The sequence below is a fragment of the Paracoccus versutus genome (assembly GCF_000763885.1).
In the GTDB taxonomy this organism is placed as follows: domain Bacteria; phylum Pseudomonadota; class Alphaproteobacteria; order Rhodobacterales; family Rhodobacteraceae; genus Paracoccus; species Paracoccus versutus.
The window spans coordinates 67842-85954 of record NZ_JRKO01000004.1 but is presented as its reverse complement, the minus strand read 5'-3'; the positions used below and the strand labels follow the sequence as shown (position 1 = coordinate 85954).

General features: G+C 68.5%; 16 protein-coding genes. 7 read left to right on the top strand and 9 right to left on the bottom strand.

Features of this window, described 5'->3' with window-relative positions; genetic code table 11:
• The first annotated feature begins 2 nt into the window (after window positions 1-2).
• From IT40_RS02800 to glmM, 5 genes are all read left to right on the top strand, one after another.
• Window positions 3-2564 (top strand): putative PEP-binding protein, encoded by a 2562-nt coding sequence (locus tag IT40_RS02800; protein ID WP_036750302.1) that lies wholly within the window; start codon window positions 3-5, stop codon window positions 2562-2564.
• Between the two features lie 308 nt (window positions 2565-2872).
• Entirely contained in the window at window positions 2873-3331 is a 459-nt protein-coding gene (locus IT40_RS02795; protein WP_240540279.1) for a cell wall hydrolase, read from the top strand.
• Between the two features lie 91 nt (window positions 3332-3422).
• The gene (locus tag IT40_RS02790; protein ID WP_036750297.1) at window positions 3423-4205 is read left to right on the top strand and encodes a dihydroneopterin aldolase; all 783 of its coding nucleotides are present in this window, start codon (window positions 3423-3425) and stop codon (window positions 4203-4205) included.
• Window positions 4206-4250: 45 nt separating this feature from the next.
• Complete coding sequence (folP, locus tag IT40_RS02785; protein ID WP_036750295.1) at window positions 4251-5213, top strand: dihydropteroate synthase; 963 nt, start codon at window positions 4251-4253, stop codon at window positions 5211-5213.
• A gap of 19 nt (window positions 5214-5232) precedes the next feature.
• Window positions 5233-6576, top strand: a complete 1344-nt coding sequence (gene glmM, locus IT40_RS02780) for a phosphoglucosamine mutase (RefSeq protein ID WP_036750292.1) — start codon at window positions 5233-5235, stop codon at window positions 6574-6576.
• A gap of 180 nt (window positions 6577-6756) precedes the next feature.
• On the opposite strand, the gene IT40_RS02775 is transcribed toward glmM, so the two are convergent.
• Window positions 6757-7935 (bottom strand): FAD-dependent oxidoreductase, encoded by a 1179-nt coding sequence (locus IT40_RS02775; protein WP_275600388.1) that lies wholly within the window; start codon window positions 7933-7935, stop codon window positions 6757-6759.
• Window positions 7922-8344, bottom strand: coding sequence for an RNA polymerase-binding protein DksA (dksA, locus tag IT40_RS02770; RefSeq protein ID WP_036750287.1), 423 nt, complete (start codon window positions 8342-8344; stop codon window positions 7922-7924). Before dksA ends, IT40_RS02775 begins: the two co-directional genes overlap by 14 nt.
• A gap of 161 nt (window positions 8345-8505) precedes the next feature.
• Between dksA and IT40_RS02765 the strand changes: the two genes are divergently transcribed.
• Both IT40_RS02765 and IT40_RS02760 read left to right on the top strand, forming a co-directional pair.
• Entirely contained in the window at window positions 8506-9345 is an 840-nt protein-coding gene (locus IT40_RS02765) for an AAA family ATPase (RefSeq protein WP_036750285.1), read from the top strand.
• Window positions 9342-9782 (top strand): GNAT family N-acetyltransferase, encoded by a 441-nt coding sequence (locus IT40_RS02760; protein WP_036750282.1) that lies wholly within the window; start codon window positions 9342-9344, stop codon window positions 9780-9782. Before IT40_RS02765 ends, IT40_RS02760 begins: the two co-directional genes overlap by 4 nt.
• A gap of 48 nt (window positions 9783-9830) precedes the next feature.
• Here the strand turns inward: IT40_RS02760 and IT40_RS02755 are convergent, their stop codons facing one another.
• The 7 genes from IT40_RS02755 to IT40_RS02725 form a co-directional block, all read right to left on the bottom strand.
• Complete coding sequence (locus IT40_RS02755; RefSeq protein WP_036750279.1) at window positions 9831-10325, bottom strand: lytic transglycosylase domain-containing protein; 495 nt, start codon at window positions 10323-10325, stop codon at window positions 9831-9833.
• A 147-nt stretch (window positions 10326-10472) separates the two neighbouring features.
• Entirely contained in the window at window positions 10473-11867 is a 1395-nt protein-coding gene (lpdA, locus tag IT40_RS02750) for a dihydrolipoyl dehydrogenase (protein WP_036750277.1), read from the bottom strand.
• 50 nt (window positions 11868-11917) lie between these two features.
• The gene (locus tag IT40_RS02745; RefSeq protein ID WP_036750274.1) at window positions 11918-12310 is read right to left on the bottom strand and encodes an MAPEG family protein; all 393 of its coding nucleotides are present in this window, start codon (window positions 12308-12310) and stop codon (window positions 11918-11920) included.
• The gene (locus IT40_RS02740) at window positions 12310-12567 is read right to left on the bottom strand and encodes a hypothetical protein (RefSeq protein WP_036750271.1); all 258 of its coding nucleotides are present in this window, start codon (window positions 12565-12567) and stop codon (window positions 12310-12312) included. The genes IT40_RS02745 and IT40_RS02740 overlap by 1 nt, the downstream gene beginning before the upstream one ends.
• Before the next feature lie 144 nt (window positions 12568-12711).
• Window positions 12712-13920, bottom strand: a complete 1209-nt coding sequence (odhB, locus tag IT40_RS02735) for a 2-oxoglutarate dehydrogenase complex dihydrolipoyllysine-residue succinyltransferase (RefSeq protein WP_036750268.1) — start codon at window positions 13918-13920, stop codon at window positions 12712-12714.
• A 1-nt stretch (window position 13921) separates the two neighbouring features.
• Window positions 13922-16888 carry a 2-oxoglutarate dehydrogenase E1 component gene (locus IT40_RS02730; RefSeq protein WP_036750265.1) on the bottom strand — a complete coding sequence of 989 codons (2967 nt, stop codon included), beginning with the start codon at window positions 16886-16888 and terminating at the stop codon, window positions 13922-13924.
• Between the two features lie 20 nt (window positions 16889-16908).
• The gene (locus IT40_RS02725; RefSeq protein WP_036750263.1) at window positions 16909-18072 is read right to left on the bottom strand and encodes a glycosyltransferase family 2 protein; all 1164 of its coding nucleotides are present in this window, start codon (window positions 18070-18072) and stop codon (window positions 16909-16911) included.
• Window positions 18073-18113 lie beyond the last annotated feature (41 nt).

The following is an 18113-nucleotide window of genomic DNA, read 5'->3' as shown; positions in this document are numbered from 1 at the left end:
TCATGACCGCGCTGACCGACCCAGGTGCCATCGTCGAAATCACCCCCTCGGCGGGGATCCAGACCGCACGCCACGGCTGGCGCGCGAAATGCCTGCAGCGCCTGATCCGCATGGAACTGCCTGTGCCGACCAGCTTCGCGCTGTCGGCCGAGGCGGTGCGCGCCATCGCCGCCGGCCAGATGCCCGACCGCGCCCGCCTTGCCGCCATCATCGAGCGCGCCGACGGGCTGGTCAGCGTGCGGCCCTCGGCGATGAACCCGGCCTGGGGCGGGCCGGGCACGGTGCTGAACGTGGGCATCAACCACGAATGCCACGCCCGGCTGGTGAAAAGCCGCGGCCAGGCGGCGGCGGATGCGATCTACCTGGGCTTCGTGCAATCCTATGCCATCCATGTCGCAAGGCTGGACCCCGACATGTTCTCGGACAGCGAGGGCGGGCTTGCTGCCGCCCTGCGCGCCTATGAGGACGAGACCGACGAGGAATTCCCCAAGGATCCGACCCGCCAGCTGGCCGAGGTGCTGCGCAGCATGGCGCGCGCCTGGGACGGGCCGACCGCGCGGCTTTTGCGCCAGGCCAAGGGCGCGCCGGCCAATGCGCCGCTGGGGCTGGTGGTGCAGGACATGGCGCTGGCCATCGGGCCGGGCGTCACCGGTTCGGGCACCATCCAGTTCATCGACAGCGTGACCGGCGCGCCGCGCCTGACCGGCCGGTTCCGCGGCCAGACCCAGGGCCGCTCCAAGGGCGAGGGGGCGGAAACGCTCTACCTGACCCGCGACCCGCGCGGCCCCTCGCTGGAAGAGGCCGCGCCCGAGGTCTTTGCCGACCTGGTCCGCTTCGGCGTCGCCGCCCGCGAACGCCTGCGCGAAGAGATGCAGATCGAATTCGTCGTCTCGGACAGCCGGCTTGCGATCATCGACGCGGTGCGGGTCAGCCGCAGCTCGCGCGCCAGCGTGCGCATCGCCGTGGCGCTGGCCCGCGACGGCATCATCCCGGCCGAAGAGGCGGTGATGCGGGTCGAGCCGCGGGCCCTGTCGGACCTGCTGCACCACCAGGTCGATCCGCGCGCGCCCCGCGACGTGATCGCCCGCGGCATCAATGCCAGCCCCGGCGCCGCCACCGGGCGCATGGTCTTTACCGCCGCCGCCGCCCAGGCCTCCGAGGCGCGGGGCGAGCGCTGCGTGCTGGTGCGCCGCGAGACCGTGCCCGAGGACATCCGCGGCATGCATGCCGCCGTCGCCGTGCTGACCGAGCGCGGCGGCATGACCAGCCATGCCGCGGTGATCGCCCGCGGCATCGGCCTGCCCTGCATCGTCGGCGCCAGCGGCATCTCGATCGACACCCGCGCCCGCACCATGCTGGTCGGCGGAAGGCTGTTCCACGAGGGCGAGGAGATCACCATCGACGGCACCTCGGGTGAGGTGCTGGCCGGCGCCGCCGAGATGCTGGAGCCGGCGCTGGACGAAAGCTTCACCCAGCTTCTGGAATGGGCCGACGCGCATTGCCGCATCAGGATCCGCGCCAATGCCGACACGCCCGAGGACGCCCGCACCGCCCGCATGTTCAACGCCCAGGGCATCGGCCTGTGCCGCACCGAGCACATGTTCTTCGACGACGAGCGCCTGCCGGCCATGCGCGAGATGATCTTCGCCGGCAAGCCCGAGGACCGGCGCCTGTCGCTGGAACGCCTCTTGCCGATGCAGCGCAGCGATTTCGCGGCGCTGTTCGAGATCATGGCCGGGCTGCCCGTCACCATCCGCCTGTTCGACCCGCCGCTGCACGAATTTTTGCCACATGACCGCGAAGGCATGCGGGAACTTGCCGAATCGCTGGACCTGCCCTTGTCGGACGTGACCCGCCGGGTCGAGGCGCTGTCGGAATTCAACCCGATGCTGGGCATGCGCGGCGTGCGGCTGGGCATCACCGTGCCCGAGATCTATGACATGCAGGCCCGCGCCATCTTCGAGGCCACCATCGAGGCCAGCCACAACGGCGACCCGGTGGTGCCCGAGATCATGATCCCGCTGGTCAGCGCCCGGCGCGAGGTCGAGCTGGTCAAGAACCGCATCGACGCGGTCGCCGCCGCCGTCAGGAACGAGACGCGCAAGGATTTCACCTATCGCCTGGGCGTGATGGTCGAGACGCCGCGCGCCGCGCTGCGCGCCGGCGACATCGCGGAACATTCGGCCTTCTTGTCCTTTGGCACCAACGACTTGACGCAGATGACCTATGGGCTGTCGCGCGACGATGCCGGCCGCTTCATGGGCACCTATGTCAACCAGGGCGTCTATTCCGAGGATCCGTTCCACATCCTCGACCGCGACGGGGTGGGCGAACTGGTCGCCATCGGCACCGAGCGCGCCCGCAGCCACAAGCCCGATATCACCATTTCGGTCTGCGGCGAACATGGCGGCAACCCCGAATCCATCGCCTTCTGCCTGCGGGCCGGGGTGAACTACGTTTCCTGCTCGCCCTTCCGGGTGCCGGTGGCGCGGCTCGCCGCGGCGCAGGAATCGATTCTCATGGGCCGGGAAGAGGCGGAATCGGCGGCCGGGACGGAGTCCTAGGACCAGCCGGTTTTGGCCGGAATCTGCCCGTTGGCCATTTTGTCGTCGGCGGGTTTCCGCCAAAATCGTTTGATTTCAAGCGAATCGCGTCCCTCACGTCCATGTGGGCTGGATCGGCCCGCCCTGTTTCGGGCCTTTAACGCCAGACCGCCGCCCACGGGGCACCCCTCGGGCGGACCTTCCGACGAACCAGACCGGGCCGGGCCCGGACCGAAAACAGGACCAACATGTCGATTAGCAAGTCATGGCTGGCGCGCGTTTCCGTGTGTGTGGCTGTCGCCCTTTCCCCTGTCGCAACCACTCCGGCCATGGCCGACGGCAAGCACCAGGTCGCTTATGAAACCAAGTCCGGCCGCGCGACGCGCCAGGCGACCGTCCAGATCAATCCCGCCGATCTGCAATGCCTGTCCGAGGCGCTGTATTTCGAGGCCCGCGGCGAGGGCGTGCAGGGCCAGCAGGCCGTGGCCGAGGTGATCCTGAACCGCGTCGATCATCCGCGGTTTCCCAAGACCGTCTGCGGCGTGGTGAACCAGCGCGGCCAGTTCACCTATAACAAGAACGCCCGCATCCGCGAAAAGGGCACCTACGCCAGGGTGCAACGGGTGGCCATGGCGGCCCTGGCCGGTGCGCCGCGCACCCTGACCAACGGCGCGACCTATTTCCACGCCCGCGGCGTCAGCCCCTCCTGGTCCAAGCGGTTCGAGCGCACGATTCGGATCGGCAGCCATACCTTCTACCGTTCGGATCGCCGGCTGGCCTCGAACTGAGGCGGCGACCCAGGGCGGCGACGCAAATCTGCCATGCCATGCGCGGCCCTGTCCCTTGCGGCGGGGCCGTTTTCCTGAAAACACGGGCGGCATGGACCAGCCTGACCGTATCCACCTGCGCGACTATATCCTTTCGGCCGAGATCGGCGCGTTCCAGACCGAACGCGGCCAGCCGCAGCGCCTGCGCTTCAACATCGACGTGGAACTGGCGACCCATGTCGTCGGCGTCAACGACGAGGTGGACCGGATCCTTTCCTATGACATCCTGACCGGCGCCGTGGCGGCCGGGCTGGCGGATCGCCGCTATGACCTGCTCGAGACGCTGGCCGAGAAGATCGCGGCGCAGATCCTGGCGCATCCGCGCGCGGCGCAGGTCTCGGTCACGGTCGAGAAGCTGGACCGCATCCCCGGCGCGCTGGGGGTGACGCTGGTGCGCCGCCAGGCGCGGGTCGAGGCCGACCAGGTCCGGGCGCCGATCCGGGTGGTCTTTCACGGCCGCGACCTGGCCCTGCCCGAGGGCGCGGTGGCGCTGGTTCCCGATGCGCCGGGCCTGCCGCTGCCGCAGGGCGGCAACCTGCGCGAGATCGCGCTGCTGGCGCTGGACCAGGCCGCCTGGGCCTTGGCCGGCCGCCTGGGGCTGACCGTGGCCGACAGCCGCACCGAGCTGGACTGGGCCGCGACCGAAGGCCGCGCCGTGGTCTGGGCGCCCGCGCGCATGGTGCGCGACGTGGCCGGGCTGGCGGCCGAGCCGCAGGCGCTGGCGCTGTGGCTGGCCGAGCGGCTGGGGGCAAGCCGCCTCGACTGGGCGCTGCCCGAGGGCGCCGCCCAGCCGGCGGTGCCGGCAGGTTTTTGCATTCCGACCGCACGTCTTTGATCTTCGTGCTTGAATCGGCCGTGCGCCGGCGTAGAGACGCAAGGCATGACCGATTACTTCCGCCCCATTCCATCTGAGACGGGCCGCTGGCAGCTGGCCGGCGGCTGGGTGCGTTTCTCGCAATGCGAGCTTTTGCGCCGTGGCGAGGCGCCGCGCGTGGTGGACAGCGCCCCGGATGCGGTGCTGGCGGCGCTGACCGCGCCCCGCGCGCCGCTGCTGGGCCTGTCCCTGGACCGGCCGCGCATCATGGGCATCGTCAATGCCACGCCCGACAGCTTCTCGGACGGTGGCGCCTATGACGGGGCCGAGCAGGCGCGGTTGCTGGCCGCACAGGGGGCCGAGATCCTGGACATCGGCGGCGAATCGACCCGGCCCGGCGCGCGCGAGGTGCCGGCGGCCGAGGAAATCGCCCGCCTCGCCCCCGCCATCGTCGCGGGCCGTGGCCTGGCGGCGATCTCGGTCGATACCCGCAAGGCCGAGGTGGCGCGGGCCGCCATCGCAGCCGGGGCGGGGCTGGTCAACGATGTCTCGGGCTTCGACTTCGACCCGGCCATGGCCGGGACGGTGGCCGCGGCGGGCGTGCCGGTCTGCCTGATGCACGCCCAGGGCATCCCCGAGACGATGCAGGACAACCCGAGCTATGGCGACGTGCTGCTGGACGTCTATGACGCGCTGGCCGAGCGCATCGCGCGGGCCGAGGCGGCGGGCATCCCGCGCGACAGGATCGTGATCGATCCGGGCATTGGTTTCGGCAAGACGCAAGAGCATAATCTGGCCATCCTGCGGCGGATCTCGGTCTATCACGGGCTGGGCTGCGCCGTGCTGCTGGGCGTGTCGCGCAAGCGGTTCATCGGCGGCATCGGCGGGGCCGAGCGGCCGGCGGACCGGGTGCCGGGGACGCTGGCGGTGACACTCTACGGGATCGCGCAGGGCATACAGATCCACCGCGTCCATGACGTGGCGGAAACAAGGCAGGGCCTCGCCCTTTGGCGGGCCGTGACCATATAGACAAGATGAGCGGGGCAAGATGAGCAGGAAACTTTTCGGCACCGACGGCGTGCGGGGCCGCGCCAATACCCATCCGATGACGGCCGAGATGGCGCTGCGCCTGGGTGCCGCCGCCGGCCGCTATTTCCGCCGCAACGGCGAGGATCACCACCGCGTCGTCATCGGCAAGGACACGCGCCTGTCGGGCTACATGCTGGAAAACGCGCTGACGGCGGGGCTGACCTCGACCGGCATGAACGTGCTGCTCCTGGGCCCGGTGCCGACGCCGGCGGTGGGCTATCTGACGCGGTCCATGCGGGCGGATGTCGGCATCATGATCTCGGCCAGCCACAACCCGGCGCAGGACAACGGCATCAAATTCTTCGGCCCCGACGGGTTCAAGCTGTCCGACGAGGCCGAGGCCGAGATCGAATCCATCGTCGCGGGCGAGATCGTCCCGGCCCAGCCGCAGAACATCGGCCGCGCCAAGCGCATCGACGACGGGCGCGGGCGCTATGTCGAATATGCCAAGACCACCTTCCCCTCGGGCCAGCGGCTGGAGGGGCTGAAGGTGGTGGTGGATTGCGCCAACGGCGCCGCCTATCGCGCCGCGCCGGACGTGCTGTGGGAACTGGGCGCCGAGGTGATCCCGCTGGGGGTTTCCCCGAACGGGCACAATATCAACGACGGGCTGGGCTCGACCCATCCCGAGGCCTGCGCCCGCGCGGTGCTGGAACATGGCGCCGACATGGGCATCAGCCTGGACGGCGATGCCGACCGGGTGATGATCGTGGATGAAAAGGGCCAGGTGGCGGATGGCGACCAGATCATGGCGCTGCTGGCCGACCGCTGGGCGGCGCAGGGCCGGCTGCGCGGCGGCGCGCTGGTGGCGACGGTGATGTCGAACCTGGGGCTGGAACGCTTCCTGCAAACCCGCGGGCTGCGGCTGGAGCGCACCGCCGTCGGCGACCGCTACGTGGTCGAGCGGATGCGCGGCGCAGGCTTCAACCTGGGCGGCGAGCAGTCGGGCCATATCGTGATGACCGACTACGCCACCACCGGCGACGGGCTGATCGCCAGCCTGCAATTCCTGGCGGCGCTGGCGGACAGCGGCCGGCGCGCCTCGGAGCTGGTGGCGCAGTTCGAGCCGGTGCCGCAACTCCTGAAGAACGTGCGCTACGCCCAGGGCGCCGATCCGCTGTCCCAGGATAGCGTCCAGGCCGAGATCGCGCGGGCCGAGGCGCGGCTGAACGGCTGCGGCCGGGTGCTGATCCGCAAGTCCGGCACCGAGCCCTTGATCCGGGTCATGGCCGAGGCCGAGGACGAGACGGTGCTGCGCGAGGTGGTCGAGAACATCGTCGCGGCGGTCGAGAGGGCCACCTGACCGTCTGCGCCATCGCGTTGGTGGCGGCGTCGGCGGGAGTATTTGAGAAACCGTGAAACAGGCCTGGGCGCGCCATGGGGGCGCGGCCCGGCATTTTCTCTGTTCCCCAAATACCCATGCGACCGTGCCGGCGTCGCTGCCGTATGGGTATTTGGGGAACAGAGAAGTTCGGGTGCCCGGCTAGAGGGCTGTCGGGTCGTGGTCGTAGAGCCAGGCGAAGCGCTCGATCAGCCGTGTCGGGGCGAGGCGCGAGACGGCGCGCAGCCCGGCATGGGCGACCGCGCGGGTCGGGCCGCGCAGGTGGTAGTTGCGGGCATTGGCATTGGCCGCCTCGACGATGCGTCGGCAGCGCGGCTGGCGCAGCGTCTGGAACCGCGCCAGCGCGGCTTCCTGGTCCGGGCCCGCGTCGAGGCAGGCAGCCAGCACCCAGGCATCCTCGATCGCCATGACCGCACCCTGCGCCATGAAGGGCAGGGTGGGATGGGCCGCGTCGCCGATCAGCGCCCGCCGGCCGTCCTGCCAATGCGCGGCGACCGGGTGGCGGAAGAGGCCCCAGATGCCGACCTGCTCGACCCGGTCCAGCCAGCCGGGCACCGGGCCGCCGAAGCGGGCGAAGGCGGCGCGCAGCTCGGAGGGCTCGCCAGGGATGGACCAGCCTTCCTCCTGCCAGTCCGGCCGTTCGACCACGGCGACGATATTGCGCTGGCCCTGGCCCAGCGGATAGCTGACCAGGTGCCGGCCCGGTCCCATGAAGACCTGCGCCACCGGCGCGGCATTGGGTTCGGCCGGGATCAGCGCGCGCCAGGCGGTCTGGCCGGTGAAGAAGGGGGTCTCGGGGCCGTTCAGCACCGCGCGCAGGCGGCTTTTCACCCCGTCCGCACCGATCAGCAGCGGCACCTCGGGCAGTTCGGCGACGTCATGGCCCAGTTCGATGCGGGCGCCGGCTTCTCGCGCGGCCTCTTCCAGCAGGGCGACCAGCCGCGCGCGATGCACGAGGCGGAACGGATCTCCGGGGCGATGCCGCGCCAGGTCCAGCCGCGCCACCATGCGGCCGGTCGAATCGCGCAGCTCGACCCGTTCGGAGGGCAGCGAGATCGCCCGGAACCGCGATTCGAGCCCCAGCGCCGCAAGGACCCGGCAGGCATTGGGCGAGATCTGCAAGCCTGCGCCCACCTCGCGCAGGGCGCCGGCGCGTTCCAGCACCGTGACCTCTGCCCCGCGCTGCGCCAGGGCGCAGGCCGCGGTCAGGCCGGCCACGCCTGCGCCGATGATGGTGACGGGGTGATGCTTCAGGCCGGACATGGCGCCCTTGGCTGCGAAAGCGGCCCCCGAAGGGGCCGGCGGGTCAGTCGTCGCGATGCACGCGCTCGCGCCGTTCGTGGCGTTCCTGCGCTTCCAGCGTCATGGTGGCGATGGGGCGCGCGTCCAGCCGTTTGAGGCTGATCGGCTCGCCGGTCATTTCGCAATAGCCGTATTCGCCGGTCTCGATGCGGCGCAGGGCCGCGTCGATCTTGGTCACCAGCTTGCGCTGGCGGTCGCGGGTGCGCAGTTCCAGCGAGCGGTCGGTTTCCTCGGAGGCGCGGTCGGCCAGGTCCGGCACGTTGCGGGCGCTGTCCTGAAGACCTTCCAGCGTTTCCGCGGATTGGTCCAGAAGTTCCTGCTTCCATGCGATCAGCTTGCGGCGGAAATACTCCAGTTGCCGTTCATTCATGAAAGGTTCGTCTTCGGCGGGGCGATAATCTTCGGGCAGAAAGGTCTGGGCTTTCATCGTTCCTCCGGGAGCCGGGCGACTGGATGCCCGATCCTTGGCGCCCGCATAAAGTATGGCAGACCAATTGTCACTAGCCCATTCCGACAGGTTTTCCTCGGCGGCTTGCGAAGCCGGCGGGTGCTGGCTAGGGTCGCGCAGATTGCGCAAAGGACAGGCGAATGCAGTTTTCATCGACCGAAACCTATGTGGCTCCTGCCGACCTGGCCATGGCCGTGAACGCGGCGATCACGCTGGAACGCCCGCTGCTGGTCAAGGGCGAGCCGGGCACCGGCAAGACCGAACTGGCGCGCCAGGTCGCGGCCAGCCTGGACCTGCCCATCGTCGAATGGAACGTGAAATCGACCACCCGCGCGCAGCAGGGACTTTACGAATACGACGCCGTGTCGCGGCTGCGCGACAGCCAGCTGGGCGAGGCGCGGGTTCACGACATTGCGAACTACATCCGCAAAGGCAAGCTGTGGCAGGCCTTCGAGGCGCCCGGCAAGGTGGTGCTGCTGATCGACGAGATCGACAAGGCCGACATCGAGTTTCCGAACGACCTGCTGCAGGAACTCGACCGCATGGAGTTCCATGTCTACGAGACCGGCGAGATGGTGCGGGCGCGGCACCGGCCCGTTGTCATCATCACCTCGAACAACGAAAAGGAGCTGCCGGACGCCTTCCTGCGCCGCTGCTTCTTCCACTACATCCGCTTTCCCGACGCCGAGACGCTGAAGCGCATCGTCGAGGTGCATTATCCGGGACTGAAGCCGCGGCTGCTCGATGAGGCGCTGAGCCAGTTCCTGGAGCTGCGCGAGGTGCAGGGGCTGAAGAAGAAGCCCTCGACCAGCGAACTCCTGGACTGGCTCAAGCTGATCCTGGCCGAGGATCTGGCGCCCGAGGATCTGCGCCGCCCCGCCGGCGAGATGCTGCCCAAGCTGCATGGCGCGCTGCTGAAGAACGAGCAGGACGTGGCGCTGTTCGAGCGGCTGGCCTTCATGGCGCGGCGGCAGCGATGATCCGCGCCCTGCGTCCCGAGGACCGCAAGGGCTGGCAGCGGCTTTATGAGGGCTACCAGGTCTTCTACGGTTTCGCGGACCGGCCGCCCTCGTTTTACGACCGCGCCTTTGGCAGGCTGATGGCGCGCGATCCGCGCGATTTTCACGGGCTGGTGGCCGAGGCGGACGGCCGGCTGCTGGGCCTGACGCATTACGTCTTTCACCCGAACCTGTGGCGCGACGAGGGGGTCTGCTATCTGCAGGATCTGTTCACCGCCCCCGAGGCCCGCGGCCGCGGCATCGCCCGCGCCCTGATCGAAGGCGTCTATGCCGAGGCCGACCGCGCCGGCATCCCCGCCGTCTACTGGCTGACGGCCGAGGACAATTATCCGGGGCGGATGCTCTATGACCGGGTGGGGCAGAAGTCGCCCTTCATTCGCTACAACCGCAAGCTGTAATGCAAGGGGCGGCCCGAAGGCCGCCCCCGCGATCTTCTGTCCCTCGCCTCAGCGCAGGCCGGTGGCTTGCAGCAGGCCCTTGCGCTTGGCCTCGTAGTAATAGCCGCGGGAATACCATTTCACCGCGGCGTCCTTGTTGCCGTCAGCGACCATATAGGCGCCGCGGAGGTATTTGACGCCGTATTTCAGGTTCGTCTCGGCATCCAGCAGCCCGGCGGGCTGGCCGCGATAGCCCATGCCGCGCGCGGTGGCGGGCAGGATCTGCATCAGCCCGTAATAGGGGCCGTTGCGGGCGCCCGGCCGATGGGTCGATTCGCGGATGATGACGCGATGCACCAGGTCCACCGGCACGTCGTATTCCGCGGCGTATTTGTTGATCAGCCGGCGCAGTTCCGGCGTCTCGTTGGGGTGCAGCGCGGCGACCTGGGCCGCCGAGGCGCGGGGTTCGACCAGATAGCGGCGGTCGGGATCGACCCGGTTGTCGCCGCAGGCGCCGACGGCCAGCGTGCCGGCCAGCGCCAACAGTCCGATAATGGATTTCATGACTGCCCCTTGTCTTTTCATTGACCAAGGGATTAGCCGCAGCTGCCAGAGTCGGGGAAATCAAAAGAAAGGACCGCCCGGTTCAGGGGCGGTCCATCGGCGGAAACCCGCCGCAACGCAGCGGCGGTTTCGGTGGCGATCCGCCGATCAGGCGTGGATCGCGCCGTCGCCGCAGGCCAGGGCGGCCTCGCGCACCGCTTCCGAGCAGGTCGGATGCGCGTGGCAGGTCAGCGCGATGTCCTGGGCCGAGGCGCCGAATTCCATCGCCACGCAGACCTCGTGGATCATCTCGCCGGCGTTCGGGCCGATGATGTGGCAGCCCAGCACCCGGTCGGTCTCGGCATCGGCGATCATCTTGACGAAGCCCTCGGCCTGGAACAGGGCCTTGGCGCGGGCATTGCCCATGAAGGGGAACTTGCCGACCTTGACCTTGCGGCCGCTTTCCTTGGCGGCTTCCTCGGTCAGGCCGACCGAGGCGACCTCGGGCGTGGTATAGATCACGCCGGGGATCACGTCGTAGTTCACATGGCCATGCTTGCCGGCGATGACCTCGGCCACCGCCATGCCCTCGTCCTCGGCCTTGTGGGCCAGCATCGGGCCGGGCACCGCGTCGCCGATGGCATAGATGCCCTTGACGCTGGTCTGCCAATGCTCGTCGATCTGGACGAAGCCGCGGTCAGTCAGCGCGACGCCGACCTTGTCGAGGCCAAGCCCCGCGACATAGGGGCGGCGGCCGGTGGCGACCAGCACGCATTCGGCCTTGATCTCATGCTCGCTGTCGTCCTTGCGCAGCTTGTATGTGACCTCGGCCTTGCCCTTTTCGACCTCGACCTCGGACACCGCGGCGCCGAGGACGAATTTCAGCCCCTGCTTCGCCAGGATCTTCTGGAACTGCTTTTGCACCTCGCCGTCCATGCCGGGGGTGATGGCGTCCAGGAACTCGACCACCGTCACCTCGGCCCCCAGGCGGGCATAGGCCGAGCCCAGCTCCAGCCCGATCACCCCGGCGCCGATCACCACCATCGACTTGGGAATCTTGGGCAGGGACAGGGCGCCGGTCGAATCGACCACCACGCCGGCGGCGTTGTCGACCTCGACCCCCTTCAGGCTGGCCGGTTCCGAGCCCGAGGCGATGACGATGTTCTTCGTCTCATGGATCTGGTCGCCGACCTTGACCTTGCCGGGCGCCTCGATGCTGGCCCAGCCCTTGAGCCAGTCGATCTTGTTCTTCTTGAACAGGAACTCGATGCCCTTGGTGTTGCCGGCGACCGTTTCGGCCTTGTAGCCCTGCATCTTTTCCCAATCGACCTTGGGCTTGGCGCCCATCAGGCCCATCTTTTCGAAGTTCTCGTGGGTTTCGTGCAGCATGTGGCTGGCATGCAGCAGCGCCTTGGAGGGGATGCAGCCGACGTTCAGGCAGGTTCCGCCCAGCGTCTCGCGCCCCTCGACGCAGGCGACCTTCAGGCCCAGCTGGGCGGCGCGGATCGCACAGACATAGCCGCCGGGACCGGCGCCGATCACGATCAGGTCATAGGTGGACATTCAGGTCTCCTTGCAGTTCGCGGCGCCTTTCGCGGTGCCGCCCGTTCGATTCAGGTGAATAAGGCGATCAGGATCATCGTCAGCGTGGCGACGAACCCCACCCCCCAGATGACCGAGCGCCAGGGCGACCAGCCATAGGCATAGGCGGGAACATAAAGCAGCCGCGCCAGCAGGTAGCTCCAGGCGCAAAGCACGGTCAGGGCCGAGCCGGCATCCGAAAGCACCACCAGCACGACGGCGATGGTAAAGAGGATCAGCCCCTCGAAATGGTTGTCCACGGCGCGGCGCAGCCGGCCGGTCAGGGCGGAAAACTCGGGCTGGCGGTCGCGCGGGCTGGCGTTCCACTTCGCGCCGACATCGCGGTTCATCGAGGCGGCGGCCAGGCCGATCTGCACGGCTTGCAGCAGCGCGGCCAGCGCCAGGGCGGTGGTCTCGGCGGCCATCAGGCGGTCTCGACGAAATGGAATGCGGTGGCCGAGACGCCGGCCTGGCTGTTGAAGACGCCCGCGGCGCCTTCCAGGTAAGCCTTGGCGGCGGCCGCGTCCCCGACCTGGAACAGCGCCCAGGCGCTCTGGTCGCTTTCGCGCCACAGTTGCAGCAGCGACAGGCCGTTATTGCCGCGATCCTCGGCGTCCGCGTCGAAGGCGGCGCGGAAGCGGGCGTAATCGGCGATGCTGTAATGGGCGATCATCTGGGTCATGGAAGACTCCTCCGTTTCGGCCCGGCTTCCCGTCGGGATGAGCGGCAAGGCGGCCCCGTGCGGGTCAACGGGAACAGGCCGGAAAGAGTTGCGCGGCGCCTTGGGCTGGCCGGGGGCGGGCCTGCCGCCCCCGGAAGGCAGCGATCACAGATCCATCAGCAGGCGGCGCGGATCCTCCAGCGCTTCCTTGACGCGGACCAGGAAGGTCACGGCGCCCTTGCCGTCGACGATGCGGTGGTCGTAGCTCAGCGCCAGATACATCATCGGCCGGATAACGATCTGCCCGTCCACCACCACGGGGCGGTCCTGGATCTTGTGCATGCCCAGGATGCCCGATTGCGGCGGGTTCAGGATCGGCGAGGACATCAGCGAGCCATAGACGCCGCCGTTCGAGATGGTGAAGGTGCCGCCCTGCATTTCCGCCATGGTCAGCTTGCCGTCGCGGGCGCGCAGGCCCAGCTCGGCGATTTCCTTCTCGATCCGGGCGAAGCTCTTCTGGTCGGCGTCGCGCACCACCGGGACCACCAGGCCGTTCGGCGTGCCCACCGCCACACCCATGTGGACGAAGTTCTTGTAGACCACGTCGCCGCCGTCGATTTCGGCATTGACCTCGGGCACTTCCTTCAGCGCGTGGCAGCAGGCCTTCACGAAGAAGGACATGAAGCCCAGCTTGGCCTTGTGCTTCTTCTCGAACTGATCCTTGTAGGTGTTGCGCAGGTCCATGATGCCCTTCATGTCCACCTCGTTATAGGTGGTCAGCATCGCGGCGGTGTTCTGCGCGTCCTTGAGCCGGCGGGCGATGGTGGCGCGCAGGCGGGTCATCTTGACGCGTGCCTCGCGGGCGGCGGCCTCGGCGGAACTCGGCGCGCGCGGCGCCTGGGCGGGGGCCGGCACCTCGACCGAGACCTTGTCGGTCTCAAGCTCGCACAGCATCTCATCCTGCGCGACCGCGTCGCCGACCTTCTTGAACCAGGTCGCGACCGTCGCTTCGGTCACGCTTTCGCCCAGGGTGGGCACCATCACGTCGACGGATTTTCCGCTCATCTTCCTCTGTCCTTCCTGAGCCTTCGTGCCCGCATCAGCCTTGGGCAACATTTCTTCCGGGCCGGCATCGCCCTGTTCCATGATCTGCGCGAGCAGCGCGTTCGGCGCGACCACCGTGCCCTCGGGCGCGACGATCTCGGCCAGCTTGCCGGCGACGGGCGAGGGCACCTCGACCGTCACCTTGTCGGTTTCCAGCTCGCACAGCATTTCATCCACGGCGACGCGGTCGCCCGGTTTCTTGAACCAGGTGGCCACCGTCGCCTCGGATACCGATTCCCCAAGCGTGGGGACGCGTAGTTCCACTGCCATGTCAGGCCCCGATGGTGATCGCTTCGTGGACCAGGGCCTCCTGCTCGGCCTTGTGGCGCGAGGCAAGCCCGGTGGCCGGCGAGGCCGCGGCATGGCGGCCGACATAGCGCGGCCGGCCGTGCTTGGCGCCGATGCGCGACAGCACCCATTCGATATTGGGCTCGACGAAGCTCCAGCCGCCCTGGTTCTTGGGCTCTTCCTGGCACCAGACGATCTCGGCATCCTTGAAGCGTTCCAACTCCTTGGACATGCTCTGGGCCGGGAAGGGATAGAACTGCTCCAGCCGCAGGATATGCACATCCTCGGCACCGGCGGCGTCGCGGGCCTGCGCGAGGTCGTAATAGACCTTGCCCGAGCAGATCACCACGCGGCGGATCTTGTCGTCGGGGGCCAGCTTGAACTCGGACTTGCCGCGGTCGGCATCGTCCACCAGCACGCGGTTGAAGGTCGAGCCGGCCAGGAACTCGTCCGCCGTGGACACCGCCAGCGGGTGGCGCAGCAGCGATTTCGGCGTCATCAGCACCAGCGGCTTGCGGAAGGGCCGCTTCAGCTGCCGGCGCAGGATGTGGAAATAGTTCGCCGGCGTGGTGCAGTTCGCCACGATCCAGTTGTCCTCGGCGCACATCTGCAGCCAGCGCTCCAGCCGGGCCGAGCTGTGTTCCGGGCCCTGGCCCTCATAGCCATGCGGCATCAGCATGACGAGGCCGGACATGCGCAGCCATTTCTTTTCGCCCGAGGTGATGAACTGGTCGAACATGATCTGGGCGCCGTTGGCGAAATCGCCGAACTGGGCCTCCCACATGACCAGGCTGTTCGGCTCGGCCAGCGAATAGCCGTATTCGAAGCCCAGCACCGCATATTCCGACAGCATCGAGTCGATGGCCTCGTAGCGCGCCTGCCCGCCGCGGATGTGGTTCAGCGGGTAGTAGCGTTCCTCGGTCGCCTGGTCGACGAAGGCCGAATGGCGCTGCGAGAAGGTGCCGCGGGTCGAATCCTGCCCGGCGAGGCGCACCGGATGCCCCTCCAGCAACAGCGAGCCGAAGGCCAGCGCCTCGCCCGTGGCCCAGTCGAAGCCCTGGCCGGTCTCGAACATCTGCTTCTTGGATTCCAGCAGGCGGCCGACGGTCCTGTGCAGGTCGAACCCTTCGGGCACGCGGGTCAGCGCGCCGCCGATCTCGGCCATGGTCTCGGGCGCGATGCCGGTCTGGCCCAGGTTCTCCTCGGCATGCTCGGCCTCGAGCCCCGACCATTTGCCGTCCAGCCAGTCGGCCTTGTTCGGCTTGAAGTTCTTGCCGACCTCGAACTCCTCGTTCAGATGGGCCTGGAAGGCGGCCTTCATCTCCTCGATCTCGCCCTCGGGGACCAGGCCGTCGGCGACCAGCCGCTCGGTATAGCGTTGCAGCGTGGTCTTCTGGCCCTTGATCTTCTTGTACATCACCGGGTTGGTGAACATCGGCTCGTCGCCTTCGTTGTGACCGAAGCGGCGATAGCAGAAGATGTCGATGACCACGTCCTTGTGGAATTTCTGCCGGAACTCGGTCGCGACCTTGGCGGCATGGACCACCGCCTCGGGGTCGTCGCCGTTGACGTGGAAGATCGGCGCCTCGACCATCAGCGCGATGTCGGTCGGATAGGGCGAGGTGCGGCTGAAATGCGGCGCGGTGGTGAAGCCGATCTGGTTGTTCACCACGATATGGATGCAGCCGCCGGTGCGGTGGCCCTTGATGCCGGAAAGCTGGAAGCATTCCGCCACGATGCCCTGGCCGGCAAAGGCCGCGTCGCCATGCAGCAGGATCGGCAGCACCGCCGTGCGATAGGTCTGGTCGGACAGCTGGTCCTGCTTGGCGCGGACCTTGCCCAGCACCACCGGGTTCACCGCCTCGAGGTGCGAGGGGTTCGCGGTCAGCGACAGGTGGACGGTGTTGTCGTCGAAGGTGCGGTCCGACGAGGCGCCGAGGTGATATTTCACGTCGCCCGAGCCGTCCACGTCGTCGGGCTTGTAGCTGCCGCCCTGGAATTCGTGGAAGATGGCGCGATAGGGCTTGCCCATCACGTTGGCCAGGACCGACAGGCGGCCGCGGTGCGGCATGCCGATCACCACGTCCTTGACGCCAAGCGCGCCGCCGCGCTTGATGATCTGCTCCATCGCCGGGATCAGCGCCTCGCCGCCGTCAAGGCCGAAGCGCTTGGTGCCCATATACTTGACATGCAGGAACTTCTCGAAGCCCTCGGCCTCGACCAGCTTGTTGAGGATGGCGCGGCGCCCCTCGCGGGTGAAGGCGATCTCCTTGCCGTAGCCCTCGATCCGCTCCTTGAGCCAGCCGGCCTCCTCGGGGTTCGAGATATGCATGAACTGCAGCGCGAATGTGCCGCAATAGGTGCGGCTCATCAGGTCGACGATCTGGCGGATCGTGGCGATCTGCAGGCCAAGCACGTTGTCGATGAAGATCGGCCGGTCCAGGTCGGCCTCGGTGAAGCCGTAGGTCTTGGGGTCCAGCTCGCCATGGTCGGGGATCTCGCGCATGCCCAGCGGATCCAGGTCGGCATGCAGGTGGCCGCGGATGCGGAAGGCGCGGATCAGCATGATGGCGCGGACGCTGTCCAGCACGGCGCGCTTGAGCTGCTCGTCGGTCAGGTTCACGCCCTTTTCGCCGGCCTTGGCGGCGATCTTGTCCAGCGCCGCCTTGGCCTCGGACTTGGGCAGCATCGGCCATTCGCCGGTCAGCGCCGCGGTGGTGTCGTCGGCGGGCACCGGCGGCCAGTCGGCGCGCTGCCAGCTTGCGCCCTTGGCCTCGCGGGTGACGACGGTCTCCTCGTCGCCCAGGCTGCGGAAGAAGGCGTCCCACGCCTGATCCACCGCCGCCGGGTTCTGGGCCCATTGGCCGTAAAGCTGCTCGACATAGGCCGCGTTATGGCCCTGCAGGAAGCTCGAATCGTGGAAGGCCGAGTTTGGGGATTGATCGTTCATTGGCTTGCCTCCGGGAAATCCTATCCGTTCGCGCCTTGATCAGGGGCGGTCGCATTGTTCGGGCCATGTCCGGGGGTGGTCCCGGCCATCAGCCTGGTCTGAAGATCCTGATACCATGCCGGCAGCCCGGCGCGCGGCTGGCGCAGCAGGGCGGGCAGGTTGCGGCCGGCCAGCAGGGCACCGCGGAATTGCGGCAGATCCCAGCGGCCTCCGGCGATGTCCTTGGGCAGTTCGGCCAGCGTCATGCGCAGGTACCACAGCGCATAGCGGGCCAGGTCGCGGCCCTGCCGCTCGGAATTGCGGCGGACGAAATAGGCGATGTTGAGCATGGCCAGCATGGTGCTGATCCGGCGCCGGTCGCGGCCTGCCGCTGCCTCGAAATGGTGGATATGCGCATCCGGCGCGATGGCCAGCATCCCGTGCCGGCCAAAGCGATAGCTGGCGTCCAGATCCTCGGCGATCGAACTGCCGGCCAACCCTTCGTCGAAGGGTTCGCGCAGCGCCAGGTGGCGGCGCAGGGTCATCGCGAAGCCGACGATGAAATCGACGCGCAGCAGCCCCTGTGGCAGGGTGGTGTCGCCCTGCCAGCGCCGCTCGGGGCGGTCGTAGCCCAGGAAGCGCTGCTCGGCCGGGATCATCAGCAGGTGGTGCAGGGCAAGGTCGATGCCGCGCTGCACCGGCCCCGCCCGGCCCCTGGCCAGCGCGCCGGCGCGGTTGGTCTGCTTGCGTTCGTCCCCGGCCTCCGCGCCGGCCAGCGGCGCATTGCGGGCCGAGATGGCGACGATCCGGCCCTGCGTGTCGGCGCGGTAATGCGCCATGATCTGCGCGGCGCAATCCGAATGCAGCAGCGCGTCGTCGTCGATCATGAACAGGATGTCGGCACGGGCCAGCGCGACGGCCTGGTTGCGCTGCACGGTCAGCGATTTGCGCCGGGCCGGCACATAGGTCAGCGGACAGCCGCCGGCCGCGGCGATCACCGCCTCGACCCCTTCACGGTTCTGCGCCCAGTCGGCGCTGGCATCGACGATGACGATCTCGGCCGGCCGCTCGGTCGAGGCCAGCGCGGCACGCACGCAATCGCAAAGCAGCTTGCCGCGCTGATAGGTCGAGACGCAAAGCGCCCAGTCCTGCGCCGCCACGGGCGAGGCGGGGCGTTCCGCCGGCGGTTGGGGCTGCGGGATCATGCCGCGCCTCGGCTGCGCAGCGGGGCAGGGCCGCAGGCCGG

Bases quoted from the DNA above. Each gene is read 5' to 3' on its own strand.
- IT40_RS02800 (WP_036750302.1), top strand. From the start codon at position 3: ATGACCGCGCTGACCGACCCAGGTGCCATCGTCGAAATCACCCCCTCG.
- IT40_RS02795 (WP_240540279.1), top strand. From the start codon at position 2,873: ATGGCCGACGGCAAGCACCAGGTCGCTTATGAAACCAAGTCCGGCCGC.
- IT40_RS02790 (WP_036750297.1), top strand. From the start codon at position 3,423: ATGGACCAGCCTGACCGTATCCACCTGCGCGACTATATCCTTTCGGCC.
- folP (WP_036750295.1), top strand. From the start codon at position 4,251: ATGACCGATTACTTCCGCCCCATTCCATCTGAGACGGGCCGCTGGCAG.
- glmM (WP_036750292.1), top strand. From the start codon at position 5,233: ATGAGCAGGAAACTTTTCGGCACCGACGGCGTGCGGGGCCGCGCCAAT.
- dksA (WP_036750287.1), bottom strand. From the start codon at position 8,344: ATGAAAGCCCAGACCTTTCTGCCCGAAGATTATCGCCCCGCCGAAGAC.
- IT40_RS02765 (WP_036750285.1), top strand. From the start codon at position 8,506: ATGCAGTTTTCATCGACCGAAACCTATGTGGCTCCTGCCGACCTGGCC.
- IT40_RS02760 (WP_036750282.1), top strand. From the start codon at position 9,342: ATGATCCGCGCCCTGCGTCCCGAGGACCGCAAGGGCTGGCAGCGGCTT.
- IT40_RS02755 (WP_036750279.1), bottom strand. From the start codon at position 10,325: ATGAAATCCATTATCGGACTGTTGGCGCTGGCCGGCACGCTGGCCGTC.
- lpdA (WP_036750277.1), bottom strand. From the start codon at position 11,867: ATGTCCACCTATGACCTGATCGTGATCGGCGCCGGTCCCGGCGGCTAT.
- IT40_RS02745 (WP_036750274.1), bottom strand. From the start codon at position 12,310: ATGGCCGCCGAGACCACCGCCCTGGCGCTGGCCGCGCTGCTGCAAGCC.
- IT40_RS02740 (WP_036750271.1), bottom strand. From the start codon at position 12,567: ATGACCCAGATGATCGCCCATTACAGCATCGCCGATTACGCCCGCTTC.
- odhB (WP_036750268.1), bottom strand. From the start codon at position 13,920: ATGGCAGTGGAACTACGCGTCCCCACGCTTGGGGAATCGGTATCCGAG.
- IT40_RS02730 (WP_036750265.1), bottom strand. From the start codon at position 16,888: ATGAACGATCAATCCCCAAACTCGGCCTTCCACGATTCGAGCTTCCTG.
- IT40_RS02725 (WP_036750263.1), bottom strand. From the start codon at position 18,072: ATGATCCCGCAGCCCCAACCGCCGGCGGAACGCCCCGCCTCGCCCGTG.